The sequence below is a fragment of the Streptomyces aurantiacus genome (assembly GCF_027107535.1).
Classification (GTDB): domain Bacteria; phylum Actinomycetota; class Actinomycetes; order Streptomycetales; family Streptomycetaceae; genus Streptomyces.
This window is the reverse complement of sequence record NZ_CP114283.1, coordinates 8,202,355-8,228,804: the sequence shown is the minus strand read 5'-3', so window position 1 is coordinate 8,228,804 and position 26,450 is coordinate 8,202,355. Positions and strand designations below refer to the sequence as shown.

At 68.3% G+C, this 26,450-nt stretch carries 22 protein-coding genes, 2 tRNA genes and 1 pseudogene; 16 read left to right on the top strand and 9 right to left on the bottom strand.

Going from position 1 to position 26,450, the window contains the following annotated elements; translation table 11 throughout:
• Positions 1-12: 12 nt before the first annotated feature.
• A complete protein-coding gene (locus tag O1Q96_RS38315; protein ID WP_269252485.1) occupies positions 13-1,107 on the top strand; it encodes a YlbL family protein in 1,095 nt (364 codons plus the stop codon).
• A 27-nt stretch (positions 1,108-1,134) separates the two neighbouring features.
• On the opposite strand, the gene O1Q96_RS38310 is transcribed toward O1Q96_RS38315, so the two are convergent.
• The gene (locus O1Q96_RS38310; protein ID WP_269252484.1) at positions 1,135-1,692 is read right to left on the bottom strand and encodes a PPA1309 family protein; all 558 of its coding nucleotides are present in this window, start codon (positions 1,690-1,692) and stop codon (positions 1,135-1,137) included.
• Positions 1,693-1,829: 137 nt separating this feature from the next.
• Between O1Q96_RS38310 and O1Q96_RS38305 the strand changes: the two genes are divergently transcribed.
• From O1Q96_RS38305 to O1Q96_RS38290, 4 genes are all read left to right on the top strand, one after another.
• Positions 1,830-4,796, top strand: coding sequence for a UPF0182 family membrane protein (locus tag O1Q96_RS38305; protein ID WP_269253891.1), 2,967 nt, complete (start codon positions 1,830-1,832; stop codon positions 4,794-4,796).
• Positions 4,797-4,839: 43 nt separating this feature from the next.
• Positions 4,840-4,913, top strand: a tRNA-Met gene (locus O1Q96_RS38300).
• A gap of 242 nt (positions 4,914-5,155) precedes the next feature.
• Positions 5,156-6,961 carry a tetratricopeptide repeat protein gene (locus O1Q96_RS38295; protein ID WP_269252483.1) on the top strand — a complete coding sequence of 602 codons (1,806 nt, stop codon included), beginning with the start codon at positions 5,156-5,158 and terminating at the stop codon, positions 6,959-6,961.
• A gap of 220 nt (positions 6,962-7,181) precedes the next feature.
• Positions 7,182-7,255, top strand: a tRNA-Met gene (locus tag O1Q96_RS38290).
• A 175-nt stretch (positions 7,256-7,430) separates the two neighbouring features.
• On the opposite strand, the gene O1Q96_RS38285 is transcribed toward O1Q96_RS38290, so the two are convergent.
• Both O1Q96_RS38285 and O1Q96_RS38280 read right to left on the bottom strand, forming a co-directional pair.
• Positions 7,431-7,847, bottom strand: a complete 417-nt coding sequence (locus O1Q96_RS38285) for a Fur family transcriptional regulator (RefSeq protein WP_269252482.1) — start codon at positions 7,845-7,847, stop codon at positions 7,431-7,433.
• A 290-nt stretch (positions 7,848-8,137) separates the two neighbouring features.
• Positions 8,138-8,530 (bottom strand): CBS domain-containing protein, encoded by a 393-nt coding sequence (locus O1Q96_RS38280; protein ID WP_269252481.1) that lies wholly within the window; start codon positions 8,528-8,530, stop codon positions 8,138-8,140.
• A gap of 1,021 nt (positions 8,531-9,551) precedes the next feature.
• Here O1Q96_RS38280 and O1Q96_RS38275 point away from each other — a divergent pair.
• On the top strand, positions 9,552-10,868 hold the full coding sequence (locus O1Q96_RS38275) for a Fic family protein (protein WP_269252480.1): 1,317 nt from the start codon (positions 9,552-9,554) through the stop codon (positions 10,866-10,868).
• A gap of 235 nt (positions 10,869-11,103) precedes the next feature.
• Here O1Q96_RS38275 and O1Q96_RS38270 read toward each other — a convergent pair whose 3' ends face one another.
• Positions 11,104-11,856, bottom strand: a complete 753-nt coding sequence (locus O1Q96_RS38270; protein WP_269252479.1) for a protein phosphatase 2C domain-containing protein — start codon at positions 11,854-11,856, stop codon at positions 11,104-11,106.
• Between the two features lie 56 nt (positions 11,857-11,912).
• On the bottom strand, positions 11,913-12,758 hold the full coding sequence (locus tag O1Q96_RS38265) for a sigma factor-like helix-turn-helix DNA-binding protein (protein ID WP_269252478.1): 846 nt from the start codon (positions 12,756-12,758) through the stop codon (positions 11,913-11,915).
• A gap of 489 nt (positions 12,759-13,247) precedes the next feature.
• Here O1Q96_RS38265 and O1Q96_RS38260 point away from each other — a divergent pair, with 489 nt between their 5' ends.
• The 9 genes and pseudogenes from O1Q96_RS38260 to O1Q96_RS38220 all read left to right on the top strand — a co-directional run bounded on the left by O1Q96_RS38260 (position 13,248) and on the right by O1Q96_RS38220 (position 21,839).
• On the top strand, positions 13,248-13,514 hold the full coding sequence (locus O1Q96_RS38260; RefSeq protein WP_269252477.1) for a DUF6284 family protein: 267 nt from the start codon (positions 13,248-13,250) through the stop codon (positions 13,512-13,514).
• Positions 13,511-13,807: a DUF6303 family protein gene (locus O1Q96_RS38255; RefSeq protein ID WP_269252476.1), complete on the top strand. Its 297-nt coding sequence runs from the start codon at positions 13,511-13,513 to the stop codon at positions 13,805-13,807. Before O1Q96_RS38260 ends, O1Q96_RS38255 begins: the two co-directional genes overlap by 4 nt.
• On the top strand, positions 13,804-14,814 hold the full coding sequence (locus tag O1Q96_RS38250) for a DUF2637 domain-containing protein (RefSeq protein WP_269252475.1): 1,011 nt from the start codon (positions 13,804-13,806) through the stop codon (positions 14,812-14,814). Before O1Q96_RS38255 ends, O1Q96_RS38250 begins: the two co-directional genes overlap by 4 nt.
• Before the next feature lie 75 nt (positions 14,815-14,889).
• Complete coding sequence (locus O1Q96_RS38245) at positions 14,890-15,198, top strand: hypothetical protein (RefSeq protein ID WP_269252474.1); 309 nt, start codon at positions 14,890-14,892, stop codon at positions 15,196-15,198.
• A 372-nt stretch (positions 15,199-15,570) separates the two neighbouring features.
• Positions 15,571-17,406 carry an ATP-binding protein gene (locus O1Q96_RS38240; RefSeq protein WP_269252473.1) on the top strand — a complete coding sequence of 612 codons (1,836 nt, stop codon included), beginning with the start codon at positions 15,571-15,573 and terminating at the stop codon, positions 17,404-17,406.
• A 91-nt stretch (positions 17,407-17,497) separates the two neighbouring features.
• On the top strand, positions 17,498-18,361 hold the full coding sequence (locus tag O1Q96_RS38235) for a bifunctional DNA primase/polymerase (protein ID WP_269252472.1): 864 nt from the start codon (positions 17,498-17,500) through the stop codon (positions 18,359-18,361).
• Positions 18,354-19,833 (top strand): annotated as a pseudogene (locus O1Q96_RS38230) (ATP-binding protein). The gene O1Q96_RS38235 and the pseudogene O1Q96_RS38230 overlap by 8 nt, the downstream one beginning before the upstream one ends.
• 445 nt (positions 19,834-20,278) lie before the next feature.
• On the top strand, positions 20,279-20,524 hold the full coding sequence (locus O1Q96_RS38225) for a helix-turn-helix domain-containing protein (protein ID WP_269252471.1): 246 nt from the start codon (positions 20,279-20,281) through the stop codon (positions 20,522-20,524).
• Positions 20,525-20,603: 79 nt separating this feature from the next.
• Positions 20,604-21,839 carry a tyrosine-type recombinase/integrase gene (locus O1Q96_RS38220; RefSeq protein ID WP_269252470.1) on the top strand — a complete coding sequence of 412 codons (1,236 nt, stop codon included), beginning with the start codon at positions 20,604-20,606 and terminating at the stop codon, positions 21,837-21,839.
• Between the two features lie 37 nt (positions 21,840-21,876).
• Here the strand turns inward: O1Q96_RS38220 and hisN are convergent, their stop codons facing one another.
• A complete protein-coding gene (gene hisN / locus O1Q96_RS38215; protein WP_217453155.1) occupies positions 21,877-22,677 on the bottom strand; it encodes a histidinol-phosphatase in 801 nt (266 codons plus the stop codon).
• 240 nt (positions 22,678-22,917) lie between these two features.
• Between hisN and O1Q96_RS38210 the strand changes: the two genes are divergently transcribed.
• Positions 22,918-23,529 (top strand): TetR/AcrR family transcriptional regulator, encoded by a 612-nt coding sequence (locus O1Q96_RS38210; RefSeq protein ID WP_269252469.1) that lies wholly within the window; start codon positions 22,918-22,920, stop codon positions 23,527-23,529.
• Positions 23,530-23,575: 46 nt separating this feature from the next.
• On the opposite strand, the gene O1Q96_RS38205 is transcribed toward O1Q96_RS38210, so the two are convergent.
• The 3 genes from O1Q96_RS38205 to aroA all read right to left on the bottom strand — a co-directional run bounded on the left by O1Q96_RS38205 (position 23,576) and on the right by aroA (position 26,366).
• The gene (locus O1Q96_RS38205) at positions 23,576-23,899 is read right to left on the bottom strand and encodes a DMT family transporter (RefSeq protein WP_269252468.1); all 324 of its coding nucleotides are present in this window, start codon (positions 23,897-23,899) and stop codon (positions 23,576-23,578) included.
• 123 nt (positions 23,900-24,022) lie between these two features.
• Complete coding sequence (gene rsgA, locus O1Q96_RS38200; protein WP_269252467.1) at positions 24,023-25,033, bottom strand: ribosome small subunit-dependent GTPase A; 1,011 nt, start codon at positions 25,031-25,033, stop codon at positions 24,023-24,025.
• Between the two features lie 16 nt (positions 25,034-25,049).
• Complete coding sequence (gene aroA / locus O1Q96_RS38195; protein WP_217453159.1) at positions 25,050-26,366, bottom strand: 3-phosphoshikimate 1-carboxyvinyltransferase; 1,317 nt, start codon at positions 26,364-26,366, stop codon at positions 25,050-25,052.
• Between the last annotated feature and the right edge of the window lie 84 nt (positions 26,367-26,450).

Genomic DNA, 26,450 nt, shown 5'->3' with positions numbered 1-26,450 from the left:
TACTGTCGTTCCATGCCACGCCGCACCGCGACGATGCTCGCCTCCACCCTGATGCTGATCGCGCTCCTGTGCGCGGGAGTCTTCATCAAAGTGCCGTACTCGGAGATGTCACCGGGTCCGACGGTGAACACGCTCGGCGAGCACGACGGCGAACCGGTGCTGCGGATCTCCGGCCGCAAGACCTACGCGACGAGCGGCCACCTGAACATGACCACCGTCCGGGTCACGAGCGCCGACTACAACATGAACCTCGCCGAGGCCGTGTACGGCTGGCTGGCGCACGACCAGAAGGTGGTCCCGCACGACACGCTCTATCCCGACGGCAAGACGGAGGAGCAGTCGACGCAGGAGAACGCCGAGGAGTTCAGCCAGTCCCAGGAGAGCGCCAAGGTCGCGGCCCTCGAACAGCTGGACATCCCGGTGAAGTCCTGGGTGATCGTCTCCACCGTCGTCAAGGACACCCCCGCCGAGGGCAGGCTGCACGCCGGTGACGTCATCAAGGCCGTCGACGGTACGACCGTGAAGGCGCCCGGCGACGTCGCGGACCTGGTCACCAAGCACAAGCCGGGAGAGAAGGTCGTCTTCACGATCGTGCCGGCCAAGGAGCAGGCCGCCGCCGAGAAGGAGAAGAGGACACCCACCGGGGCGCAGGACGTCACGCTCACCACCGCCAAGTCCGACGACGACGGCGAGGAACGCGCGATCGTCGGTATCTCGGCCGGGACCGACCACACGTTCCCGTTCACCATCGACATCAAGCTAGCCGACGTCGGCGGCCCCAGCGCCGGCCTGATGTTCGCCCTCGGCATCGTCGACAAACTGACCCCGGGCAGCCTCACCGGCGGCAAGTTCGTCGCCGGCACCGGCACCATCGACGACGACGGCAAGGTCGGCCCGATCGGCGGCATCGAGATGAAGACGGTCGGCGCCCGCGACAAGGGCGCACAGTACTTCCTGACGCCCAAGGACAACTGCGCGGCCGCCGCCCGTGACGTCCCCGAAGGGCTCACGCTCATCAAGGTCGACACCATCGACGACGCGATGAGCGCACTCAAGGACATCCGTGGCGGCGACACGGCCGACCTGCCGAAATGCACCAGGTCCTAGCACACCGGCAGGCCGCCGACCCGCGGACTACTCCGCGAACGTCGCCGTGAGCGCCTCGGCCAGTCCCGGTACGAGATCGGTCCCGGTGAGCACGTCGGTCGCCGAGTCCTTCTCGCGCAACCGCAGCGCCGCGTCGCGCTTGCCGCCGCGCAGCACCGCCACGGTCATGCGGACCTCCTGGCGCTCCGGATGCTCGGCGACCCACTTCGCCAGCCGCTTCTCGTCGAGGCCGTCCGGCACGGACGCCTCCGCGGACGGCGGCAGCATCAGCCGCTCCACGGACAGCGCGCAGCCGACGACCGAGTCCGGCCAGGCGATGGTGCCGAGGAACTCGTCCAGCGGGCTGCCCGCGGGGAGTTCGTCCTGCTCAATAGGGGTAAGGGTGCCCTCGGGCACATCTTCGGTCAGACCCAGACGCTCGGCGAGTCCCGGTTCCTGGGAACGCAGGCGCGAGGTGTCGACCAGGGCGAAGAGCCGGGCGGGCTGGTCCCAGCCGAGCCCCGAAACGTACTCGTCGATCTCGAGGACGGCACGGGTGAGGGGCCCGGCGGCCATGGGGGTGCCTGAGGAGGCGGTGTTGGACATGGTCACAATCCTGCCTCGTTCGGCCCCGGAAGCGGGAACCGAGTAAAGCATCAGTAAGTTGCATAGATGTGGCCCGGCGTCTGCAGGGCCCCCAGATACCAACAGCGAACTTCGAGGTGCGCACCTTGGCTTTCCAGATGCCGGACCGCGGCGGAGGCCCGACAGGGCCGCGGATGAGAGTGGGCCGACCGTCCCGGCGCGTCCGGACCCTGCTCATGACACTCGGCGTACTGGCCGTGCTGGCCATGGCCTTCGTCATGTTCGCGGGGTTCTGGACGGACTGGCTCTGGTACCGGTCGGTGCAGTACTCCTCCGTCTTCACCACCACCCTGTGGACCAAGATCGGCCTGTTCTTCGTCTTCGGACTGCTGATGGCGGTGGCCGTCGGCGTGAACATCTGGCTGGCCCACCGGCTGCGGCCACCCCTCAGCGCCATGTCGATGGAGCAGCAGAGCCTGGACCGCTACCGGATGGGCGTGGCTCCGTACAAGAAGTGGATCCTGCTCGGGATCACCTCGCTCGTCGGACTGATCGCGGGTGCCTCCGCGGCAGGCCAGTGGCGTACGTGGCTCATGTGGGTGAACGGAGTGCCCTTCAACCAGAAGGACCCCCAGTTCCACCTCGACGTCGCCTTCTACGCCTTCGACCTGCCCTGGTACCGCTTCCTGCTGGGCTTCGGCTTCGCGGCCGCGATCCTCTCCGTGATCGCCGCAGCGCTGACGCACTACCTGTACGGCGGACTGCGCGTCACCAGCCCCGGAGCGCGCGCCACGGCCGCGGCCACCGGGCACCTGTCGGTGCTGCTGGGCATCTTCGTGGCGCTGAAGGCGGTCGCGTACTGGCTCGACCGGTACGGACTCGCGGTGAAGTCCAGTGACTTCAAGGCGACCGGCAACTGGACGGGCCTCAGGTACGTCGACGCCAACGCCTACCTGCCGGCCAAGACGATCCTCTTCTGCATCGCGGTCATCTGCGCCCTGCTGTTCTTCGCCACCCTGTGGCGGCGCACCTGGCAGCTGCCCGTCATCGGTTTCGGCCTGATGGTGCTCTCGGCGATCCTCATCGGCGGCCTGTACCCGGCGATCGTCCAGAAGTTCCAGGTCCAGCCGAACGAGCAGGCCAAGGAAGCGCCGTACGTCGAGAAGAACCTCAAGGCGACCCGCGACGCGTACGGGATCAACGGCACCGAGGTCACCGAGTACGCGGGCACGAGCACGACCGAGGACAAGACCAAACTGCGCGACGACGCCGACGGCGCCGCGAGCATCAGGCTCCTCGACCCGAACGTCGTCTCGCCCACGTTCCAGCAGCTCCAGCAGGTACGCAACTACTACGCGTTCCCGTCGAACCTGGACGTCGACCGCTACAGCAAGGACGGCAAGGACCAGGACACCGTCATCGGTCTGCGCGAGCTGAACCTCCAGGGCATCCCGAAGAACAACTGGATCAACGACCACTTCCGCTACACGCACGGCTTCGGAGCGGTCGCGGCCAAGGGCACCAACGCCGACGCCGAGGGCCGCCCGGAGTTCACCGAGTACGACCTGCCCTCCAAGGGCGATCTCGGGGAGTACCAGCAGCGGATCTACTACGGCGAGAAGACCAGCCAGTACTCGATCGTCGGCGGTCCGCAGAAGGAGATCGACTACTCCGACGACACCGGCGAGAAGACGACCAGCTACAAGGGCAAGAGCGGCGTCAACCTCTCGAACCCGGTCAACCGTGCCGCGTACGCGGTGGCGTTCAGCGAGCCGCAGATCCTCTACTCCGGTGCGATCGGCGAGGGTTCACGGATCCTCTACAACCGCACGCCCAAGGAGCGCGTCGAGGCGGTCGCCCCCTGGCTGACCATCGACGGCGACGCCTACCCCGCGATCGTCGGCGACAAGATCGAGTGGATCGTCGACGCGTACACGACGACCAACGGTTACCCGTACGCCTCGCGCACCACCCTCGGTGACACGACGGCCGACTCGCTGACCGCCGCCAACAACCAGCGGGCGGTGGTGGCCCAGCAGAACCAGGTCAACTACATCCGTAACTCGGTGAAGGCGACCGTCGACGCGTACACCGGCAAGGTAACGCTCTACGAGTGGGACACCAAGGACCCGGTCCTCAAGACCTGGAAGAAGGCCTTCCCCGGGACGGTCAAGGCGCGGACCGACATCCCGCAGGACCTCATGGACCACCTGCGGTACCCGCAGGACCTGTTCAAGGTCCAGCGGGAGCTGCTGACCCGCTACCACGTGAAGGACGCGGAGACGTTCCTCAGCGGCAGTGAGGTGTGGCAGGTGCCGGACGACCCGACCAACAAGTCGGGCAACGCGGTGCCGCCGTACTACCTCAGCATGAAGATGCCGGGTGAGCAGTCCCAGGCGTTCTCCCTGACGACGACGCTCACACCGAACGGCCGCGACAACCTCAGCGCCTTCATGTCGGTGAACGCCGAAGCCGACACGAGCGACTACGGCAAGATCAACATCCTCAAACTGCCCACCGGCAGAACGGTCGACGGACCGAAACGGGTGCAGAGCCAGTTCAACTCCGAACCATCCATCGCCGAGTCCATCAGGCTCCTGAGAGGTGGTGACTCGGAAGTCGAGTACGGCAACCTGCTGACGGTGCCGCTCGACGGGGGCCTGCTCTACGTGGAGCCCGTCTACGTGAAGGGCGGTGGACTCAAGTACCCCCTGCTGCGGAAGGTGCTGGTGACCTACGGAGGCGCCACAGCCTTCGAGGACACGCTGGACGAGGCGCTCAACAAGGTCTTCGGAGCCGACAGTTCGGCCACCGAACCACCGGACGAGGGCGAGACGAACCCACCGCCGGCATCCAACGACCCCACGGTCCAGGAAGCGCTCGACGACGCCCAGAAGGCCTTCGACCAAGGCCAGGAAGCCCTCAAGAAGGGCGACTGGGAGGCGTACGGAACAGCGCAGAAGGATCTTGAGGACGCCCTCGAGCGGGCCGAGGACGCACAGGCCGCGGCCGACAAGAAGGCCGACAGCGGCGACAAACCGAGCGGCTCCGGTGACAAGAACACCGAGGCGAGCGGCAAGCCGAGCAGTGAGCCGAGCAGCAGTAAGAGCCCGGACAGCGGCTGAGTCAGGAGCCACCTCGCGCCGTGGTACGGTTGCAACACAACGGCGCGGGGTGGAGCAGCTCGGTAGCTCGCTGGGCTCATAACCCAGAGGTCGCAGGTTCAAATCCTGTCCCCGCTACTGAAGTTGAAGGACCCGGATCCTCCAAGGATCCGGGTCCTTCTGCGTGTGCGGACTCCTGGCGGACCGCGGTTGGAGGCGCTTCTCGTTCACCAGTGCTGCCGAGGTGAAGGCCGCGCCGGACGGAGCGAGTTGAGAGAACTGTGTTTCACTTGTCTCTCTGTGGGCATGTCGACAAAACGCTGTAGTGACCTCACTGGCTGCGGTATACCAGGTGTACCCAGGTTGCAGGTGGTGCGACGATGGACGTTATGGGGGACAAGGCAACTCTGTTGGAGACAGGGCGGTTTGTGCAGCCTTCCGACCGGGACGAAACCGGTGAGGCTGTCGAGGAGGTTCGTCAACGGCTCGCCGCGGAAGAGGGCGACGCCGAGGCGATGAGTGTCCTCGGAGCCATGCTGCTTCGCAGCGGTGATCTCGACGGAGCCGAGCCTCAGCTGCGCGCCGCCACCGCGGCCGGTGACCGGGCCGCGGCCAACAACCTCGGTGTCCTCCTGCACCAGCGCGGATACGCGGAGGAGGCCGCCGGATGGTGGCGGATCGCCGCCGTCGCGGGCTCGGCGGCCGCCGCGCACGCGCTGGGCCGCCACCACCGCGAGCGCGGTGACGAACCCGCCGCCGAGTACTGGCTGCGGCAGTCCGCCGAGCAGGGCCACGCCCTTGGCGCGTACGCGCTCGCCGATCTCCTGGAGCACCGGGGTGACGTCGCGGCCGAGAGCTGGATGCGTGCCGCCGCCGAGCGGGGGCACCGCGAGGCGGCGTACCGGCTCGCGCGGACGCTCGACCGGACGGCCGCGGAGGCGGCCGGAACCGACACTGACAACGGTGTCGCGGAGACCACCGGAGAAGCAGCCGAACAGTGGTACCGCCAGGCGGCCGCACGCGGTCACCGCCGGGCCGCACTGCACCTCGGAGCGATCCTGGAGAAGCGTGGGCAGCTGAAGGAGGCCGGGCGCTGGTACCTGACCTCCGCCAAGGACGGCGAGGCGAGGGCCGCCTGCGCGCTGGGGTTCCTGCTGAGGGACGCGGGTGACACCGAGAGCGCGGCGGTGTGGTGGCTGCGGGCCGCCCAGGACGGGGACGGGAACGCCGCCAACGCCCTCGGCGCGCTGCATGCCGAGCGGGGTGAGACGCAGACCGCCGAGCGGTGGTACCGCGCCGCGATGGACGCCGGCGACGTGAACGGCGCGTACAACCTCGGGCTGCTCTGTGCCGAGCAGGCGCGGACGGCTCAGGCCGAGCAGTGGTACCGGCGCGCGGCGTACGCGGGGCACCGCGAGGCGGCGAACGCGCTGGCCATTCTGCTGCTCCAGGTCGGCGACGCGGCCGGGGCCGAGCCGTGGTTCTCCAAGGCCGCAGATGCCGGCAGCGTGGACGCCGCCTTCAACCTCGGCATCCTGCACGCGGGGCGCGGGGCGGACGCGACGGCGTTGCGGTGGTACGAGCGGGCCGCTGCCGCCGGGCACACCGAGGCCGCGCTCCAGGTCGGGATCGCCCGGCTCCGGGACGGCGACGAGGCGGCCGCCGAGCGGCATCTGCGATGCGCCGCGGGCGGCGGCAGTGCGGAGGCGGCCTACCGGCTGGCGACCGTGCTCGACGCCCGGCGCCCGCCCACGCCCGCCCACGAGCTGGGTGAGCCGACCACGGAGAAGAGCGAGTGCGAGGAGTGGTACGAGCGGGCCGCATCCCAGGGGCATCGGCGGGCCCAGGTGCGGGTGGGCATGCTGGCGTCCGCCCGCGGGGACGTTGTGGAGGCGGCCCGGTGGTACCGGGAGGCCGCGGAGGCGGGATCCCGGAACGGGGCGTTCAACCTGGGGCTGCTGCTGGCCCGTGAGGGGAGTGAGCCGGAGGCCGCCCTGTGGTGGACCCGGGCCGCCGACGCGGGGCACGGGCGGGCGGCGCTGCGGCTCGCCCTCGTCTACGCGCGTCGGGGTGAGCTTGCCGAGGGGCAGCGGTGGGCCGACCGTGCGGTGTCGCTCGGGCCGGACGAGGTGTCCGAGCGGGCGGCCCGGCTGCGGGACGCGTTGCGGCAGGAGCTGTCCGCGTGACGGGACGGCGGGCGGGGTTCCGCACCGCCGCCGTCCCTGCCTGCCCCGTCCCTGGCCGTCCCGCCCCGGCCCGTCCCTGAGGGCTGCCGCCCCAGGCCCTTGCCATCGGCCCGGAGCAGGGCCTCAGGGCTTCGTCCTGGTCCGCCGGACGGGCTGGAGGGGTGGGGGCGAAAGGGATTTGCGCTGGTCGGCGGTGGTGACGTAGTGTTCAGTTCATCGCCGCGGGGTGGAGCAGCTCGGTAGCTCGCTGGGCTCATAACCCAGAGGTCGCAGGTTCAAATCCTGTCCCCGCTACTGAAGACCGAAGGCCCGGAACCAATGGTTCCGGGCCTTCGGTGTTTTCCCGTGCGTGACGTGACCGAGGAGCGGGCGGCCTGGGCGGCGGGTACCGCGCGGTGGGTACGAAGAAGCCCCGGCGTCCCACAGGGGCCGGGGCTTCATGGTCCGTTCTTCGCGAAGGGCCGGCCGGTCAGGCCGCCGCGCAGTTCGGGCACACGCCGCGGTACGTCACCTCTACGTCCGAGACCGTGAAGCCGAAGCGCTCCGAGTCGGGGAGATCCGCCAGCGGATTGCCGCCCGGGTGCACGTCCTTGATCGCGCCGCACCGGGCGCAGACCAGGTGGTGGTGCGGCCGGTGGGCGTTCGGGTCGTACCGCTTCGCGCGCTTGTCCGTGGCGACTTCCAGCACCTCGCCGAGCGAGACCAGCTCGCCCAGCGTGTTGTAGACGGTCGCCCGGGAGATCTCCGGAAGCTTCACAACGGCCCGCGCGTGTACCTCGTCGGCCGTCAGGTGCACGTGATCGCCTCCGAGGACCTCCGCCACGACACGCCGCTGCGCTGTCATACGCCAGCCGCGTCCGCGCAGTCGTTCCAACAGGTCGCTCATGCGGCACAGCCTAACAGCAGCAGGACCAGAACCCGAACAGGTGTGACTTTGGAAGATAATTTGAATTGGACTGTGTCCATTGTAAGATCAGGCTCGGCTCTGGCCCAGAAGACGGGCAGGCCGACGAAGACTTCGGCAAGCGGCCGGAAGCCGCGGTCCCGGCACTGCGCGCGGCTGATGCCGGCACTGGAACGCCTGCCGTAGAGAGCGGGCAGGCTCCCCGTGTCCCGGGGGAGCCTGCCCGCTCGTCCTTCTGTTCCGGTTGCCGGTGCCGGTCTGCCGAAGTCCTCTCAGGCCGGGGCGGGCTGACGGAGCGGCGCCCAGCAGCGGATGATGTCGCGGACCGAGACGATGCCGACCGGCTCGCCGTGCTCGAGGACGATGAGATGACGGAAACCGCCGTGGGCCATGGCCGAAGCGGCCTCCTCCAGCGTCCAGGTCGGGGTGGCGAACACCACGTCGGTGGTCGTGTGGGCGTGGGCCCGCTCGGTGTCCGGGCTCTGGCCCAGGCCGATGGAGTTGAGGATGTCGCGCTCGGTGAGGATGCCGAGCGCGCTGTCGTCGGGGTCGAGGACCACGGCCGCGCCGATACGACGCGCGGACATCAGCGCGGCGGCCTTGCGAAGGGTGTGGGCGGGGCCGATGGTGAGGACCACCGTGCTCATGGCGTCGCGGACGAGCATGGACGGAGCCACCTCCTACGAATCCGTTAGTTAACGGATTCACAAGTTCACAAGTGGGGGGACTCTCAGAGTCGCAGGCGAAGAGAGGGTCAACAAGAGGGCGTGCGCGCACGGTTCGGGGCGCGCGCTGCGTCGTCCGGTGCCTCTGACGACTCCACACACCTCAGTAGCGCTGGTATTGAACTGGTCTTTCCCCGGGGTGCGGTGTTGGCTCGCACCCCTTCGGAGAGCTGCGCGGCAGCCGTTGTCGGTGGTCGTTGTTGGTCGTCGTGGGCCGCCCTCGGACGGCCCACAGGCGGCCCGGCCGGAGGCGGCTGCCTCCGTTGGTGTGAGTCCCGATGTCCGAAGCCCCTCGGCCTTGATTGGCTGGGGGGCTTCTTGCTGTTGGGGCGCGGACGACTCTTGGGCGTGCAGATGCCGGTGCTGGCGGTTCAGTCGGGGGGTGGCTGTGGGGGTGTCTGGCGCTGTATCGCAGTGCTCTGAGCTGGATGAACAGATGACGCCACTACTAGCCTGGGACGAAATAGTAGCTCGCTAGTAGTTCAGCGTGGGCGGTCGCCGAGGGGTCTTCGTGATGGCGTCAGTGGAGCCGGGTATGAGCTGCTGGCGGTTCAGTCGGGGGGTGGCTGTGGGGGTGTCTGGCGCTGTATCGCAGCGCTCTGAGCTGGATGAACAGATGACGCCACTACTAGCCTGGGACGAAATAGTAGCTCGCTAGTAGTTCAGCGTGGGCGGTCGCCGACGGTTCAGTCGGGGGGTGGCTGTGGGGGTGTCTGGCGCTGCATCGCAGTGCTCTGAGCTGCCCAGATGCGTGATTCTACTACTCTGGTGCAAAATAGTAGCTCGCTAGTAGTTTGCAACGACAGCTTCAAGGAGCGCCTGAGCCCGCGATGGTGGCAGGACGTGCCGACGTCTCTGCACCGCGCGCCTAGGCAGCGCCTGCGCGACGATCGAGCCTGCCCTTGCGATTGGAGACGTGTACATGAGACGGCCAATGCCGCCGCCACCACCGGACGAGACCATGAAGCTCATCGTGGAATCGGAGCCGGAGAAGATTACAAGGATTCTTACCGCTCCGGGTGCCGGGCCAACTGATCCATATCTACCCTGGGATAAGCTCCGGTACAAGAACCCTCCCGAAGATCTCACGCACGAGGAGTGGTGGGCGGGAATTAAGCTTGCCCGTCGCAGAGTGCAGCGGAGACTTCCATTGCTTGACATCGATGGGAAGCCGTTCGTTTTCGCACTCCCGGATGTCATTTTGAAGTCGCTGGAAGAAGTTAGCCGTGACGCCAGCGGGAAAATCACGATCAGCGAGCAGGTCACTAACCCTGCAACTCGCGACCGCTACTTGATTAACTCCTTGATTGAGGAGGCAATTAACTCTAGCCAGCTAGAAGGCGCATCCACTAGCCGGGCAGTGGCAAAAGAGATGATTCGAACTCAGCGTCAGCCGCGCGACCGCGACGAGCGAATGATCTACAATAATTACCAAGCAATGCGAATGATTGGGGATTTGCGAAATGAGCGCTTGACTCCGGAAATGATCTGCGAGATTCATCGAGTCGTTACCGATGGCACGCTGGACAATCCAAGTGCGTCCGGTCGGTTCCAGTTGCCGGACGAAGATCGTGTAAGTGTTTGGAACGGTGATCTCCTGCTGCATACACCCCCTGCGGCAGAGACTCTTTCTGCGCGCGTGCAAAAGCTATGTGACTTCGCAAATGGCGAATTGGATGATGCGTATATTCCACCCGTCCTACGGGCCATCACGGTCCATTTTATGATCGGATACGACCATCCGTTTGAGGACGGGAATGGCCGAACGGCTCGGGCTCTGTTCTACTGGTCAATGTTGAATCAGGGCTACTGGCTCACCGAGTATGTCGCCATCTCTCCGATTCTGAAGAATGCCCCTTCCAAGTATGCGCATAGTTACTTGCATTCTGAAGATGATGAGAATGATCTCACCTACTTCCACTTGTACCAATTGGGGGTTCTGCAGCGGTCCATTGCTCAGTTGCACGAATATTTGAGCAAAAAGGCGGAGGAGGTTCGCGAGCTGCAGCAGACTATCTCTGGAGCGCAGAAGCTTTTCAATCACCGGCAAATTGCCTTGCTCAATCATGCGATGAAGAACCCGGGTGCATCGGTCACTGCGCAGTCGCATATGGCGAGTCATAACGTTGTGTATGAAACGGCGAGGCAAGATCTAATTGGGTTGGAGAATTACGGGCTTTTCGCAAAAGGGAAGAGTGGTCGTTCGTTTAGCTGGAGGCCGGTGGAAGATCTGGCGCAGCGTCTGCGTGGGATGAATGAGGAAACTGAAACCGAGTAAAGAATCGCGATTCACGCTACGCCTGTAGTGCTCGCTTAGGGACTGTTCATACTGGTCAGGGCATGATCTAGACGTGCTCAGCGTCGTTCATTCCAGTACGGGCGCTGAGTCGACAGGCACGCGGCGAACGGCTCTGTCGGCTGCGTGCGGCGGTAAATGAGACGGGCGCGGCCTGACTGCGAGGCTGCGCCCGTTTCTTTTGCACTGGTCAGGGGGAAACACTGGCTAGCGGTGGTCACCATTGACAGAAGGCAACGGCGGCGTCGTCCCCCGACTTGTACCGAGGCCACCGCCGCCCTGTGGGATCCGTGGCCTCCACCTTGCGCACGGTGTCAATCAGCTCGCGCGGCCCCCCCGTCCGGAGCGTCGCGAACACTTCGGGCCACGTCGCCATCTCGTACTCGGTCACGAGCCGCGATGCGCCGTCGGACATGACGGCGGCGGCGTGCACCTCTCGAAGGGGAGTTGCGCCGGTCAGTGAGTGCTCAGCCGCGTCAGGCCTGGCTGCAGCGACCCAATACCCGTCCGGCGTATTGCGCACCTGTCGTTGAGCAAGCACGAAGCGTCGAAGAGCCTCTCTGTGTCCTTCGGTGTGGGTCTCGTGCCTCTCGACTTCGGCTTTCATCTCGGGAAGGACATCGTCAACGCGGAGATCGGTGATCACTGAGTAGCCACGGGGGCTGTTGAAGATGATGGGTGAGTCTGCGAGAACCAGGTGGTCAAGGGCGTCGTGTCTATGGCGCAGGATCGCGACTGTGGCTGATGGCGTTCCCGGGTTGTTGAGATCGCACTCGGGGTGCATCTTTGCCACGCGTTCGAGGGCGTCCGCCAAGCCATTTACGAGTGGTCGGTTTGGGTCTGTCAGAGCAGCTATGAGCTGACTTCCGAGGTGGGCGACATACCACGGGACGCCATGGCGGCACCCCGTGGTCAGGCCTGCAGTGCTGAGCCCGTCGAGCACGACCGCGAGCGTGGACGTGCCGGCCACCCAGTCTTCGTTCGGGTTGGTTCCCCCAGGGCGCGTATCAATGGAGACGCGCATGTTCAGCCCTCATGTCGGTACAGCGGAGTGACACGTCGACTCTCCAGCACGTCGAGTGTCTCGGGGTCGTAGCGGCACGAAATGAGTGTTGAGAAGCGTCGAGTGCGGACCTCTCGGTAAAGCTCGGCAAGGTTGTTCTCCAGGAAGTGAACGACTCCGTTGGCGCCTATGGCGTGGATTCCAGCGATGTAGAGGAACGTCCCTCGGCCGTCCAGGCGAGGGAGTCGCCCGAGGTAGCCGAAGTCACCCGCTGAGCCGTTCTCATCCATCGGTGACCGGTACGCCTTCCCGGCTTTTTGGTCCACCAAGTGCCAGGCTCGGTCCTTCTCAAACCGCAGGTTGTTATCGCCCTCCAGAACCTGAGCCACGATGGGCGACAGCCGTGGGCCGCAGACGACCACGTGGTTTTCGCGGTTCAGGTTGACGATGCCTGTCGAGGGGATCACCTCGTACTGAGCCTCAAGCTTCATGCCGCTCAGCAGCTTGCGCAGGTGCTCAAAGTTGTCGAGATCTTCCCTCGCGACGACGTCGCTGGGGTTTTGTTCGGGGGTCTTGTCTGCTTCCGGTTTGCCGCCGAGCGACACCGTCACCAGGTCCGTACCGAAGAACGCCCGCTCTGGCGGCGGGCCGGCGGACGCTAGCTGCCCTACTCGGCCTCGACTGACCCCGAGCCGCTTGGCGATCTCAGCCTGAGTCAAACCGGACGCCTGCGCCTCCTCGATGGCCTCGCGCCGGATGCGGGACAGCTCCAGCACCCAGCCCTGATACCTCGCCATCAGGTCGATTGCGGCTTTGGCTCGGTCGACTGGGTCCGCGATCCCAGGCACCTGCTCCATGTCGTCGTGCACGACTCTCCAATCATCGCCTAGGGGGGCTAACGAACTGTATCGCGAGAGGGGGTTGCGCGCAGCCTTGGGTTTGCCTACGGTACCTAGCAAGCGAAGCGGTAACCCCCCCTAGGCAGTTCGGGGAGTGGCTGTTTTGGCTGCTTGACCTGCAACAACGCATGACCAGGAGCCCCGCATTGGACGGGGGGAGGGCACCGGACAGTCGTCTGTCTCACGGCGGGCGATCCCTTGGCAGTCCGGATGGCAGACCGAAAGGTCAGGTCGCTGCCTGCAACGGGGCCCTAGCGAGCTGTTCCTTGATCCGGCAGTCGTGTCCCCGAAAGAGACCACTCATCCACCGCAGTTCGCTGCGGCCGGTTGCCTCCGCTGCTCGTCTCGTACGAGCAGCGCTGAGGGGAGCCGGACATCCGACTTCAACGGCGAGCGGTCCCCGGGGGGCAACCCGGGGACCGCGTTCGGGCCGTTCCTCTGTGAAGGGAACTACGACCCATGAAGCACATCGGTGCTGTTCAGGCGGTTGTTACCGCCGACTTTTTCGACCGCGAGCCGACGGCTGCGGAGCTGGACGCGATTGAGCGGGAGATGCCGGTCATCCTGGCCGGCGTCGAGCTGCTGGACGCGCAGATCATCGCCCTGAACCACGCCCCGAACGAGCTGGACACCCGCCGCATCCGGCGGGCCCACCGCCGGGTTCTGGCCGCCCGCCGCGAGCTGGCCAACCAGGCTGCGGACACGCACCGGGGCGGCACGGCGTGAACGGACAGAAGACGGCGCGGGAGTTCACCGCGCAGATGTCCGCCCGTGAGGGCTTCTGGCGTCTGTACGTGGTGCTGCTGAACACCTGCGAGAGGTGGCCGGAGCACCGGTTCGGGCACACGGTCCCGACGTTCACGGACCGTACGGACGCGCTCAGCGTGCTCGGCTTCGAGCCGGTACCAGGCGCTGAATGGACGTGGACCGAGGACCGCGAGACCCCCGACAACCCCGCCTCCCCGGTCGTCCTGATCGCCGCGATCCGGGTGCGTTCACGCTCGGGGGTGGGCGTATGAACGGCGTTCAGATCCGTTCAGCGGAGCGCGCGCTGTCGGTCGGCACGTGGCTGATCGTGGCGGGCGCCATGCTCTACTCGATCCTCACCGTCACCCCGCTCGCGGCCGAGCACACCCCCGACAAGTGGGACTGGACCGCACCCATCCTTCCCCTCGTGGTGGATGCCGCCGTGGTCATCGTGGTCCGGCTGGACGCGGTGCTCGCCCGGCTCGGGGGCAACGGCGGACGGTGGCCCATCGCCCTGCGGTGGATGACCGGCTGCATGACCCTCGCCCTCAACGTCGCCGACTCCGCGCTCAAGAACGACCTGGTGGGCGTGGCTGTGCATGCGGTCGCGCCGCTCCTGCTGATCGTCACGGCGGAGACCGGACTCGCCTACCGGCGGGCCATCACTGCCGCCGTTCTGGTACTGGAAGCCAAGCAGCAAGCCGAGCGGGAAGCCCGCGAACGCGCCGCCATCGAGCGGCGGGATGAGGCTACCCGGCGGGCCCGCGAGGAACGCGAGCATGCGGCGGCGCTGGCGCGTGAACAGCGTGAGCACGAAGCCCGCATGGTCCGTGAACAGGCCGAGCGGGAGGCCGCCGTCCGGCGCGAGGAACGCGAGAGTGAGCAGGCTCGGGAACGGGCCGAGCGCGAGCAGCGTGAACGCGTGGACCGTGAGCGTGAACAGCGTGAGCGGGACCGTGAACGCCGTGAACGAGTGGCCGCCGAGCACGCGGAACGCGAGCAGCGGGAGCGTGCCGAGCGCGAGAGCCGTGAACAGGCCGAGCGGGAGGAGCAGGCCGCGCGTGAACGCGCCGCTCTGCTGTCCGCCGGCCCCGTCACGGACAAGCTCCCCGAGGACGACGCGCGCGCCATCGTGGCCGCCGCCCGTGCGGAGGGCATGTCGGTGCGGACCGCAGCGGAGCTATGCGGCTGGTCGGTGGGCTGGGTCTCGACCCGGTATGCCGAACTGCGCGGGCCCGTCAACGGCGTGCCGGTTGATCTCGCCGGTACGGGCCGCTGATGACCACCGCACCGGCCAGTGGCTCTTTGCCTGTGTACCGGTGCCGACTCCAACTGATCGTGAGGGAGAGCCCTGATGGCACATCGTGACCCGCCGGGGATCATCGCCCCGCACATTCCCGCCGACGCCTACCGCCGCGCCGAAGCCACCGGTCAACCGGTCGTCATCGTCGTCCACACCACCGACCACACCGGCCGACCGCTGCGCCACTACCTGTTCCCCCTCGTCATCGCCGGTGCCGCCGCCGTGGGGTGCTGGGGACTGGTGGCCGCCCTGTGCGCGCTGCTCGACGCCGCCGCGCACACGGTCACGGTCATCGCCCAAACCGCCGGACCCATCGGCATCGGCGGCATCACGCTGCGCCTCGCCCGCCCCAAACACTGAACGGGACGGCGCCCGGCACGAGCCGTCTACGGCCCCGCTCGCCCCCGGGAAGAGCCGGGAGCCGTAGGCGGCCCGGAGAGCGCCCGGACCCCCTTCCGTGTGGGTCGAGATACCCCGGTCCGTGAACGGCCGTTCAGGGTCCCGTGAGGGGGTTGCACGGCCCGATTTTCCGCCGCCCTACGCGCGCGGGCGCGTAGGGCCCCCACCCCTCCCCACTGCTCAACTCTGCAACTTCGCAGGTCAGATGTGGTTGCGGGGGTTCAACCGGTGCTGTCGGCGCAACCGACAGCGCTGCTCCCTGCAACTCGGGCGGGCCGGTGACGCCATGCGACGGCGCACCGGCCCTCATCCACGGTCTAGGAGGACCCTTTCGTGGACTGGAAGCAAGCATGGTCGACCACCGCCAACACCACCAACAGCGCGCTGGATTCGCTCACCCCCGTGTGCGTGCCGTTCGCAGTCCGCTGGGATCTTGAGGCGGACCGGCGAAACAAGCTGCGCACCCCGGAGCACTTGAAGGCGCTCATGGGTGCTCAGAAGGAGCACAACGCCGCGCGGTCCACGCTGTCCACGGCCAAGTCGCAGAAGCTCACCGCGCGCGCCGCGTCGAACAATCCGTTCGCGGCCGGCCGCCGTGCCGCACGGGTGGCGAGCAAGGCAGCCGCGCGGCACGAGCGCGACACCCGCGCCAAGCTCAAGGCCGCGCGGGTGAACTACCCGAGCACGCTCAAGGCCCGCGCGATTCAGGCGCATGCGCTGCACGCCGTGCCCACGGTCGTCACGTCCGTGGTCATGTCCGCCTCGCATCTGACGCTGTGGCCGGCCGCCACCTCGGCCGCGCTGATCGGGGCGAACGTGGCCGGTCTCGCGCTCGGGCGGCGCAAGCTGCGGGTGGTGGTGGATGAGTCGGTGTCGCTGGAAGAGCGTCAGCTCATGGAGCGGCTCGACCCCTCGTACTGGGTGGAGCACGCTCCCGACCGTGGCTTGTCGGGCACGGTGACGACGCCTCCGGCGATGGAGCCGGGCGGCATCCGGTGCGAGATCCGGTTGGATGGGACGTGGACGGTCAAGACGCTCGCGGACAAGGCCGATTCGGTCCGTGCACTGCTCGGGGCCCGCACCGCGCTGCGCATCCGGATCACCTCTGCCTCGCGCGGCGGGTGGGCCGTCGTAACCCTGGCTACTCGTTCGGCAGCCGCGGGCGTTTCCTCGCTGTGGACCCCGGACCGCATCCCGTCCGACCCGCTCATGATGAGCCTCGCTCTGGACACCGAAACCGGGGATGAGGTCCTGATCCCGTTCGACGAGCGGCTGTTGGTGTCCGGCGCGTCCGGCACCGGCAAGTCCTGGTCGTTCCGCCCCCTCATGGCGACCGCCCACCTGCGCGGAGACCTGCTGCTCATCGAGGGCGAAGAAGCCAACATCTGGGAGCACTCGTGCCGCGTCGCCGTAGAACGCGACGAGATCACCGACGCCGTCGACGAGGCACACGCGGAGATGAACCGCCGCAAGGTCGACATGAAACAGCGCGGGATCAGCGTGTGGGACGGCCGACAGCTCACCGTCGTCGTCGACGAGGGACAGGTGATCCTGGCCCTGATCACCAAGGACAAGGACCGGCTGCAACGGTTGATCGAGCTGTCCTCACTCGGTCGCTCGCGCGGTGTCGTTCTGTGGTGGGCCACCCAGTACCCGCTCACCGACGGCGGGGCGCCGGGCGTGCACAAGCTGATCGCGCCCAACCTGCTGACGCGGTTCTCGCTGCGGGTGGCCGGCACGACACAGGCACAGGTCGCATTGGACGACTGCGCGCACTACGCCCCGCACCAGATCCCCGACGGCCGCGAGTACCGAGGCCACGGCTACCTCAAGGGCTACGGCCCGCGCATGCTGCGCACCTGGACCCTCGACGACGCAGGCGTCCGCGCACTGCCCAAGTCGATCTGGACCCCCGACCAGGCCTCCGGCGGACAGTCGCCGCGTGCGCTGCACCTGGTCAAGGACACGCCCGCACCGTCCGGGGCGGCATCCAACCGGGACAAGGTGCTGGCCGCCGTTCAGTCCGGGGCGCGCACCGCGAAGGACGTGGCGGATGCGACCGGGCTGAACAAGGGCACCGTCTCCCGCGAGATCAAGGCACTCACCGCGAGCGGAGCCCTGCACCGGACCGCCGACGGCAGGCTCCTGCCCGGCCAGCAAGCGGCCTGACCCCTCCAGCGAACGACAACGGCGGCCCCCATCCGACCAAGAACCGGGGCCGCCGCCAATCCAGCACGTCTAGGAACTGGAGACCTCCAGCATGACCCAACCGACCGACATTCGGCGAGAGCACCTGCGCACCGCCCTCGACCTGGCCGCCTCGCAGATCCCCGTATTGCCGCTGCGGGTGGGCAAGGTGCCGTTCGGCAACTGCCGCCGCTGCACCGACAACGCGTGTGGTGGCCGGCCGAACATGAAGACCCCCGGCCCCTGCACCTGCCCGTACCCGTGCCACGGCTGGGCCGCCGCGACCACGGACCCGGACGTCATCCAGTCCGGCATGTGGCGCCGTGCCTGGGTGCAGGCGAGCGCGGTTGCCTATCACCCGGGCGGAGCCTGGCTGACGGTCGTAGACCTGGACCACGCCGAAGCCATCGCATGGGCCCGCGAAACCCTGCCCGCCACGCAAACCATGCCGACGACGCGCGGTGAGCACTGGCTCTACCTGGGGTCCATGCCGTCCGCCAACGCCGTACGGCCCGGCGTCGACATCAAGTCGACCATGGCCTACGCCCGCTACCTCGGGCCCGGTACCGGCACCATGACGGCCCTGCCCGACGCCGTGCGCGCGCTGACCGTGAAAGAGCCGGGCCCGACCCGTCCGGTGTCCGTCACGGTGCCCGCGCCGGCCGGTGGCGGGGAGTGTCCGCACCGCACTCCCACCTATCTGGACCGTGGCATCGCCATGGCGGAGCAGCGCATCACCGAAGCCCGTAGTGCGGTGCACGCGACCGTCTACCGGACGTTCCTCGCGGTGCTGTCCACGCACGGCCGGTGCGGCTGCCTCACCGAAACGCACACCGCGCGCCTGTTCACCGCAGCGCAGGCCAAGGGCGAATCGCCCCGGCACTGCACGGATGCGTGGACCAACGCCCTGACCACGTTGGGACTTCAGCATGTCTGAGGACGAAAAGACCCCCGGCCGCGAAGTCATCACCGACTACGCACAGGCGCACTTCCGGTACTTCCGCACCCCCGACGGAACCGTCTACGCGCAGAAGAACGGGCACCCCGTGGCCCGCCCGATGCGCTCTCAGGGCACCACAGGCAGCCACCGGCAGGAACTCATGGTCGGCCTGTTCAAGGACGGGCGCGGCGTGTTCAACGGGTCCGCGATGAAAGAGGCGTTGGACCTCATCGAAGCCCTCGCGCTGGACGCGGACACGCACGCCGTGAACATCCGCGTCGCCCCCGGATTCGACGGGGCCACGTGGCTGGACCTGGGCCGCGACGACGGGCAGTCCGTCCGCATCCACCCGTCGGGCTGGGACATCCTCACCCCCGACCCGCGTGAAGTCTGCTGGCGACGCACCCAGCTCACCGGGGAACTCCCGTTGCCGGTCAAGGACACCGACGGCAAGGGCATCGATCTGCTGATGCGGCTGTGCAACTTCGCCAACGCCGAGACCGAATGCCTGGCCATCGCATGGCTGATCGGCTGCCTCGGGCCGTCCGTGCCGGTCCCCGCGCCGTTCCTCACCGGGCCCCAGGGAGCGGGCAAGTCCACCGGGGGTCGCATGCTCGTGCGGATCATCGAGGGCATGAGCGGTGACCTGCGGCGGGCGCCGAAGGATGAGGAGAACCTGATCGCGGCTGTTGCGGCGGGATGGGTCACCGCGCTGGACAACCTGTCCCACATGACGCCGGACCTGTCGGATGCGATGTGCTGCATCGTGACCGGAGCCGAGAGCGTCAAGCGGGCCCTGTTCACCGACGGGGACGTGTTCCGCGTCGGCTACCGCCGCCCCCTGCTCCTCACCGGAATCGACGTCGGCGTCATCCGCCCCGACCTCGCGGAACGGCTCCTGCCGCTGCGGCTGGAGCGGCCCCGCGTCCGGCGCACCGAAGCCGAACTGTGGGCCGACTACGCGGAAGTACTGCCCGTCGTCCTCGGCTCGCTCCTGGACCTCACCGTCAAGGTCCGCGCCGTGGACGCGGAGACCCCCACCGACCTGCGGATGGCTGACTTCGCCCACCTGTGCGCGCAGTTCGACGCCGCCACCGGCCTCGGGGCACTGCCCGCGTACCGGGCCAGTCTCGACGACCTCAACGACGACGTGATCGAAGGTGACCTCCTCGCGCAGACCGTCCTCCAGCACGCGGAGACCATCGAGCCGGGCGCAGCGCAGCAGATGACGTCCATCGAGTGGCTCGCCTGCCTCAGCCACCTCTACAGCGGCAACGACGGCCGTCCCCTGCCCAAAGTGGCCCACCACCGGCAAAGTCCTCTCCGACCGCCTCAAGCGCCTACAGCCCACCCTGGCCGCCCGGGGCGTCCTCATCGACTCGGGCCGCACCAAAGCGGGCCGCTACCTCGAAATGACCCGCACAGTCGCCCTGACCCTGCCTCCACCCGAGCAGACGCGGGCGTTCTGACCCACGACCCGCACGCTCAAGCGAACAGCAAGAAGAGCACGTGCTCCTCTTGCTGTTCGGCGGAACGCCGCCCCAAGGTCGCGCCGCGCAGCGGCTCCTTCTTCACGCTGTGAGGCGCACCGAAGTACTACAGGCAGCCCCTTCTTTGTCCTAAGTAGGAAGACGCTGCGTCATCTGCGTCACCCGGCCCGAAATCCGGCCGCTGACCTGCGCCAACAGCGATGACGCAGACGGCCGACTCTGCGTCATCCTGCGTCACCTGCGTCACCCGATGACGCAGCCGGTGACACACCGGTGACGCAGCCCTGAACGGTCGCGTCACCAAAACCCGCAGGTCAGAGCCTCGGGTGACGCTGGTGACGCGGTGACGCAGAAATCCGAACCTCGGACACACACAGAGCCCGAGAACCTCGAAGCCGACGTGCCTCAACCTCCGAGGAACCCCATGAGCCGAACCAGTTCCGCTCAGTCCGACCCCCGCGCCACCCTTCGCGGCGGCCTGCCCGATCGGTACCTCACCCCCGACGACATCGCCGAAATCTTCGAGGTGCCCAAAGAGACCGTCTACCAGTGGCGCAGGAAGCGCGTGGGGCCGCCCGGATTCCGCATCGGCAAGTACATCCGCTACGACCCCACCGACGTGCTTGCCCACGTGGCCGAGCGCAAGAGCACCGACCAGAACGCCGCTTGACCCAACACCCACCGCAGACAGCAGGGAGAGCCGTCATCCGGCGGCTCTCCCTGCTGCGTGTCGAGAGGACCGCCGCCACATGGCAGGCCACATCCAAGACCGCTGGTTCAAGACCGACACCAACGCCGAAGGCAAGACCGTCCGCGTCAAGAGCGACCGCCACGGAAGCGGCCTGCGCTACCGAGCCCGGTACATCGGCCCTGACGGCACCGAGAAGTCCAAGAGCTTCCCTGATGGGCAGAAGCGACTTGCAGAGAAGTGGCTATCTGGGATCGAGGCGGACATGTCGCGCGGGCAGTACATTGACCCGCGTGCCGGCCGCCTCACGGTGCGGCAGCACGCCGAACGGTGGTTGGCCTCCCTCACGATGGACCCGAGCACGTTTGTGAGTACCGAGACGCGCATTCGGCTGCACGTCCTGCCGCATTTGGGGAGCCGCTCACTCGACTCGCTGAGGCCGATCCACATCCGTGAGTGGCTGCGGAAGCTCGAAGATGGGGGATTGGCCCCCGCCTATCAGCGGGTCATCTTCGCGAACCTCAACGCGATGTTGGCGGCCGCTGTCGACGATCGCCTGATCCCACACAACCCGTGCCGTTCGTCGTCCGTGAAGGCGCCCAAGCCGGAACCTCGCCGGATCGCGCCGTGGGTGCCTGAGCGTGTGCTGGCCGTGCGGTCTGCACTGCCGGAGCGGTACCGGGCCATGGTGGATGTGGCCGGCGGGTGCGGCATGCGGCAGGGCGAAGTGCTCGGCCTGACCGTTGACGATGTGGACTTCGTTGAAGGGGTCGTTCACATCGTTCGCCAGGTCAAGCTCATCTCCACGAAGCAGGTGTTCGCGCTTCCCAAGGGCGGCAAGGCGCGTACGGTCCCTTTGCCGGAGAGCGTCGCTCGCGCGCTGGAGGCTCATATCGCGCAGTACTCACCTTTGGCCGTGACGCTGCCGTGGCGGTCGGTCGACGGTCCACCGGTCACGGCGCCCCTGCTCTTTCCCAATGCCGAGGGGCGCGCGGTGAATCGCTGCAGCTTCAACCTCAAGGCGTGGCGGCCCGCTCTAGACAAGGCGGGTGTCCCGCGCGGCAGGGAGAACGGCATGCACGCGCTGAGGCACTTCTACGCGTCCGTGCTGCTGGACGCGGGGGAGAGCATCAAGGCGTTGTCGGAGTACCTGGGACACCATGACCCCGGTTTCACCCTGCGGACGTACACGCACCTCATGCCGAGCAGCGAGAAGCGCACGCGGGAGGCGGTGAACCGCGCGTTTGAGGACGGCCCGAAGACCGATGACGGCCCCACGACGGCCCAGGAGGGGTGAGGATAGGAGGAACGCGCAGGTCAGGCCGTAAGTCGCGTCAGTAGCGCTGGTTCAAGTACCCCAGCAACTCGTCGTGCAGGATGCCGTTCGACGCCGCCGCGTTGCCGCTGTGCGGGCCCGGGCGGCCGTCGAGGCCGGTGAAGGAGCCGCCCGCCTCCGTCACCACGATTGCGGTCGCCGCCATGTCCCACAGCGAGAGCTCGGGCTCCGCGCAGATGTCGACCGAGCCCTCGGCGACCATCATGTACGGCCAGAAGTCGCCGTACGCGCGCGTGCGCCACACCTCGCGGGTCAGGTCCAGGAACCCGTCCAGCAGGCTGCGCTCCTCCCAGCCGCCCAGCGAGGAGTATGCGAACGAGGCGTCCTGCATGCGGGAGACCTCGGAGACCTTCAGCCGGGAGGCGGACGACAGGCTGCGGCCGGTGAACGCGCCGTGGCCCTTCGACGCCCACCAGCGGCGGCCGAGCGCGGGTGCGGAGACCACCCCGACGACCGGCTGGAAACCGCCCTCGCCCGCCTCCATCAGCGCGATCAGCGTGGCCCAGACGGGCACACCGCGGACGTAGTTCTTGGTGCCGTCGATCGGGTCGATCACCCAGCGGCGGGGGCCCGTGCCCTCGACGCCGTACTCCTCGCCGAGGATCGCGTCGCGTGGACGTGCCCGCCCGAGGTGGCCGCGGATCAACTCCTCGGCGGCCTTGTCGGCCTCGCTCACCGGTGTCATGTCCGGCTTGGTCTCGACCTTGAGATCGAGCGCCTTGAACCGGTCCATCGTCGCGGCGTCGGCGGCGTCCGCCAGGACATGGGCGAGGCGCAGGTCATCGCGATAGTCGAGCATGAGCGAACCGTATCTTCCGGGTCGGTCCCCGGGAAACGGGGGGAGAGGCCGAGGTTGTACCGCGACCGCGACCGCGGGCCGGTGCCGGCGGCCCGCGTCCCGTGGGCCCGCACCGCCCCGCGCCCGTGCAGGGGCGCACCGGGGTGCGGTCGCGCTCCCCGGTGATGCCGCGAACCCTTGACAGTGCCCCCGTCCGCGTCAACTCTGAAGCGCAGAGCCGATCGCCCCAGGGAGGCGACGATGCCTGCAGCGCGGGAATCCCTGCTGGACGCCGCCTACACGGCGCTCGGACGCCGTCCGTGGTCCGCCGTGCGGATGGTCGACGTGGCCGCCGTGGCCGGGGTGTCCCGGCAGACCCTCTACAACGAGTTCGGGAGCAAGGAAGGCCTCGCCCGGGCGCTCGTACGACGGGAGGCCGACGCCTATCTCGCGGGGGTGGAGCGGGCCCTGGTGAGCCGTGCGGAGCCCCGGGAGCGGTTGGCCGCGGCTGCCGAGTGGACGGCGTCCGCGGCCCGGGGCAACGCGCTGGTGCGGGCGATGCTCACGGGATGCTGGGGGGAGCGGCTGCCCTCGCCGACCCTGTCCGCCGTGCCGTCGTCCTCGGCGGTGCCGGCCCAGCGGCGGGCCGACGGGCCGCTGCCCTCGCCCGGGGACTTCGTGGCACTGGTGCGGGACCGGGCCGTCGCCTCGCTGGCGGGGCCCGGGGGGTCGAAGTCCGAGGCGGCGGAGCTGGCCCGCGCCTGCGAACTCGCGGTGCGGCTGGGGGTGTCGTGCGTGCTGGCCCCCGCCGGGGAGGGCGGCACGGCCGGGATGGTCCGGGACGCGCTCGCCACCGTGCGGTCCGTGGTCTGACGCGGCCGGGTGCGCGGCTACGGACCGGTGGCGGAGCGGTGCGGGCCTACTGGCTCGAGCCCGACAGCTGAAGGCCGATGACTCCTATGATCACCAGGGAGATCGAGACGATCTTCAGCGTGGACACCAGGTCGTCGAGGAAGATCATGCCGTAGATGGCGGTGCCCGCAGCTCCGATGCCCGTCCACACCGCGTAGGCGGGGCCCACGTCGAGCTTCTTCAGGGACAGGGTCAGAAGACCGAAACTGCCCAGCGCGAAGATGCAGAAGGCCACCGTCGGCCAGAGTCTCGTGAAGCCGTGGGAGAGCTTGAGGCAGACGGCGAAACCCGTCTCCAGGAACCCCGCCACGACGACCAGCAGCCACGCCATGTGATGCCCTCCCACGCTCCGTGACCGCTTCGTCTCGCTTGCGTACCGCTTGGTGCGATTATGCCTTTACCGTCGCAGCGGGGGCGCAAACAACACCGAGGTCACGCGACGATCAGGTGCCGGTCAGTCACCCTCGCGGCGCTCGCGCGTCGAGAGCAGCCGGCGCAGCGAGTAGAGGCGGGCCGGATCCGCGTGACCCTGTGCCACCCACTCGTCCAGCGCGCAGTCCTGCTCGTCGTGACTGCACGCGCGCGGACAGCCCTCAGTGCCGGGCTCCAGGTCGGGGAACGCCTTGATGACCCGCGACGGGTCCACATGGTGCAGCCCGAAGGAGCGGACGCCCGGAGTGTCGACGACCCAGCCGTCGTTGCCGGGCAGCGGGATCGCGCGCGCCGACGTCGTCGTGTGCCGGCCGCGGCCGGTGACCGCGTTGACCACACCCGTCGACCGCCGTCGCTCACGCGACACGAGCGCGTTGACCAGCGTCGTCTTGCCGACACCGGAGTGCCCCACGAACGCCGTGATCTTGCCGTCCAGCAGCTTGTGCACGCGGTCCAGCGCCTCGCCGCTCTCCAGCTCCTCGCGGCTCGTCACGACGTACGGGACGCCCAGCGCCCCGTACAGCTCCAGGAGTTCGTCGGGCGGGGCCAGGTCCGACTTCGTCAGGACCAGCAGGGGATCCAGGCCGCCGTCGTACGCGGCCACCAGGCAGCGGTCGATGAGGCGCGGGCGGGGCTCGGGGTCCGCGAGGGCGGTGACGACGGCCAGTTGGTCGGCGTTGGCGACGACCACCCGCTCGTACGGATCGTCGTCGTCGGCCGTGCGGCGCAGGACCGACGTGCGCGGCTCGATGCGGACGATGCGGGCCAGGGTGTCCTTCTCGCCGGACAGGTCGCCGACGATGGCCACCCGGTCGCCGACGACCGCGGCCTTGCGGCCCAGCTCGCGGGCCTTCATCGCCATGACGACCCGGTCGTCCACCAGGCAGGTCAGGCGGCCCCGGTCGACGGTGAGGACCATGCCCAGGACCGCCTCCTCGTGCTTGGGGCGGATGTTCGTACGGGGACGGTTGCCCTTGCGGTTCGGGCGGTGGCGGATGTCGTCCTCGTCGGTGTTCTTGCTGTATCGGCGCATGATCCTGGTCCGCCCGTCAGTTCCCGAGCATTCCGGCCCACAGGTCGGGGAAGTCCGGCAGGGTCTTCGCCGTCGTCGCCACGTTCTCGATCCGTACGCCCTCCACCGCGAGGCCGATGATCGCGCCGGCCGTGGCCATGCGGTGGTCGTCGTACGTGTGGAAGGTCCCGCCGTGCAGCGGGCGCGGGCGGATGTGGAGGCCGTCCGCGGTCTCGGTGACGTCGCCGCCCAGTTCGTTGATCTCCTTGGTGAGCGCGGCCAGCCGGTCCGTCTCGTGCAGCCGCAGGTGCGCCACGCCCCGCAGGGTGGAGGGGGAGTCGGCGAGGGCCGCGACCGCTGCGATGCCAGGGGTCAGCTCGCCGACCTCGCCCAGGTCCACGTCGAGGCCGTGGATCGAGCCCGAACCGGTGAACTCCAGTCCCCGGTCGGTCAGTTCGCAGGAACCGCCCATCTCGGTGAAGATCTCACGCAGCCTGTCGCCGGGCTGGGTGGTGCGGGCCGGCCAGTCGGGGATGACGACCCGGCCACCGGTGACCAGGGCGGCCGCCAGGAACGGCTGGGCGTTCGACAGGTCGGGCTCGACCGTCAGGTCACGGCCGAGGAGCGCGCCCGGCGTGACCCGCCAGACGTTCGGCTCGCCGCCCGACTCCGGGGTGTCCACCTGGGCGCCGACCGACCGCAGCATGTCGACGGTCATCCGGATGTGCGGCATGGAGGGGAGCGTCGAGCCCGTGTGCCGGACCTCCACGCCCTGGTTGAAGCGCGGGCCGGACAGCAGCAGCGCCGACACGAACTGCGAGGACGAGGAGGCGTCGATCGCCACCGGGCCGCCCTCCAGCGCCCCGCCGCCGTGCACGGTCAGTGGCAGCGCGCCGCGGCTGTCGTCGTCGATCCGGGCGCCGAGGGCGCGCAGGGCGTCGATCACGCCGTTCAGCGGGCGCTCGTACGAACGCGGGTCGCCGTCGAAGCGGATGGGCCCGTCGGCGAGGGCGGCGACCGGGGGGAGGAAACGCATCACCGTGCCGGCGTTGCCCACGTCGACGGTGGCCGGGCCGCGCAGACCCGAGGGGATGACACGCCATGCCTCGCCGGAGCCGTCGGGACCCACGCCCTCCTCGATGCCCACGCCCATCTCACGCAGGGCACCGGCCATCAGGAGGGTGTCGCGGGAGCGCAGCGGGCGGCGCAGCCAGCCGGGCTCGGCCGCCAGGGCGGCGAGGACGAGCGCGCGGTTGGTGACCGACTTGGACCCGGGCACGTGGACCGTCGCGTCGACGGTTCCGCTCGCGTGCGGGGCGGGCCAGAGGGCGGTGTGTGCGGGGTTAACGGGCATGCCTTCACTTTAATGGTCCGGCACTGGCCGGGATCTTGATCGAATCCGGTGAAACCGTGCCGCGGGGCGCGCCCGAGTGCTCGG

Coding starts and splice junctions, on each gene's coding strand:
- O1Q96_RS38245 (WP_269252474.1), top strand. CDS start 14,890: ATGGCACATCGTGACCCGCCGGGGATCATCGCCCCGCACATTCCCGCC.
- O1Q96_RS38275 (WP_269252480.1), top strand. CDS start 9,552: ATGAAGCTCATCGTGGAATCGGAGCCGGAGAAGATTACAAGGATTCTT.
- O1Q96_RS38295 (WP_269252483.1), top strand. CDS start 5,156: ATGGACGTTATGGGGGACAAGGCAACTCTGTTGGAGACAGGGCGGTTT.
- O1Q96_RS38210 (WP_269252469.1), top strand. CDS start 22,918: ATGCCTGCAGCGCGGGAATCCCTGCTGGACGCCGCCTACACGGCGCTC.
- O1Q96_RS38250 (WP_269252475.1), top strand. CDS start 13,804: ATGAACGGCGTTCAGATCCGTTCAGCGGAGCGCGCGCTGTCGGTCGGC.
- O1Q96_RS38260 (WP_269252477.1), top strand. CDS start 13,248: ATGAAGCACATCGGTGCTGTTCAGGCGGTTGTTACCGCCGACTTTTTC.
- O1Q96_RS38285 (WP_269252482.1), bottom strand. CDS start 7,847: ATGAGCGACCTGTTGGAACGACTGCGCGGACGCGGCTGGCGTATGACA.
- O1Q96_RS38310 (WP_269252484.1), bottom strand. CDS start 1,692: ATGTCCAACACCGCCTCCTCAGGCACCCCCATGGCCGCCGGGCCCCTC.
- O1Q96_RS38225 (WP_269252471.1), top strand. CDS start 20,279: ATGAGCCGAACCAGTTCCGCTCAGTCCGACCCCCGCGCCACCCTTCGC.
- O1Q96_RS38315 (WP_269252485.1), top strand. CDS start 13: ATGCCACGCCGCACCGCGACGATGCTCGCCTCCACCCTGATGCTGATC.
- rsgA (WP_269252467.1), bottom strand. CDS start 25,033: ATGCGCCGATACAGCAAGAACACCGACGAGGACGACATCCGCCACCGC.
- O1Q96_RS38280 (WP_269252481.1), bottom strand. CDS start 8,530: ATGCTCGTCCGCGACGCCATGAGCACGGTGGTCCTCACCATCGGCCCC.
- O1Q96_RS38305 (WP_269253891.1), top strand. CDS start 1,830: ATGCCGGACCGCGGCGGAGGCCCGACAGGGCCGCGGATGAGAGTGGGC.
- O1Q96_RS38205 (WP_269252468.1), bottom strand. CDS start 23,899: ATGGCGTGGCTGCTGGTCGTCGTGGCGGGGTTCCTGGAGACGGGTTTC.
- aroA (WP_217453159.1), bottom strand. CDS start 26,366: ATGCCCGTTAACCCCGCACACACCGCCCTCTGGCCCGCCCCGCACGCG.
- hisN (WP_217453155.1), bottom strand. CDS start 22,677: ATGCTCGACTATCGCGATGACCTGCGCCTCGCCCATGTCCTGGCGGAC.
- O1Q96_RS38235 (WP_269252472.1), top strand. CDS start 17,498: ATGACCCAACCGACCGACATTCGGCGAGAGCACCTGCGCACCGCCCTC.
- O1Q96_RS38220 (WP_269252470.1), top strand. CDS start 20,604: ATGGCAGGCCACATCCAAGACCGCTGGTTCAAGACCGACACCAACGCC.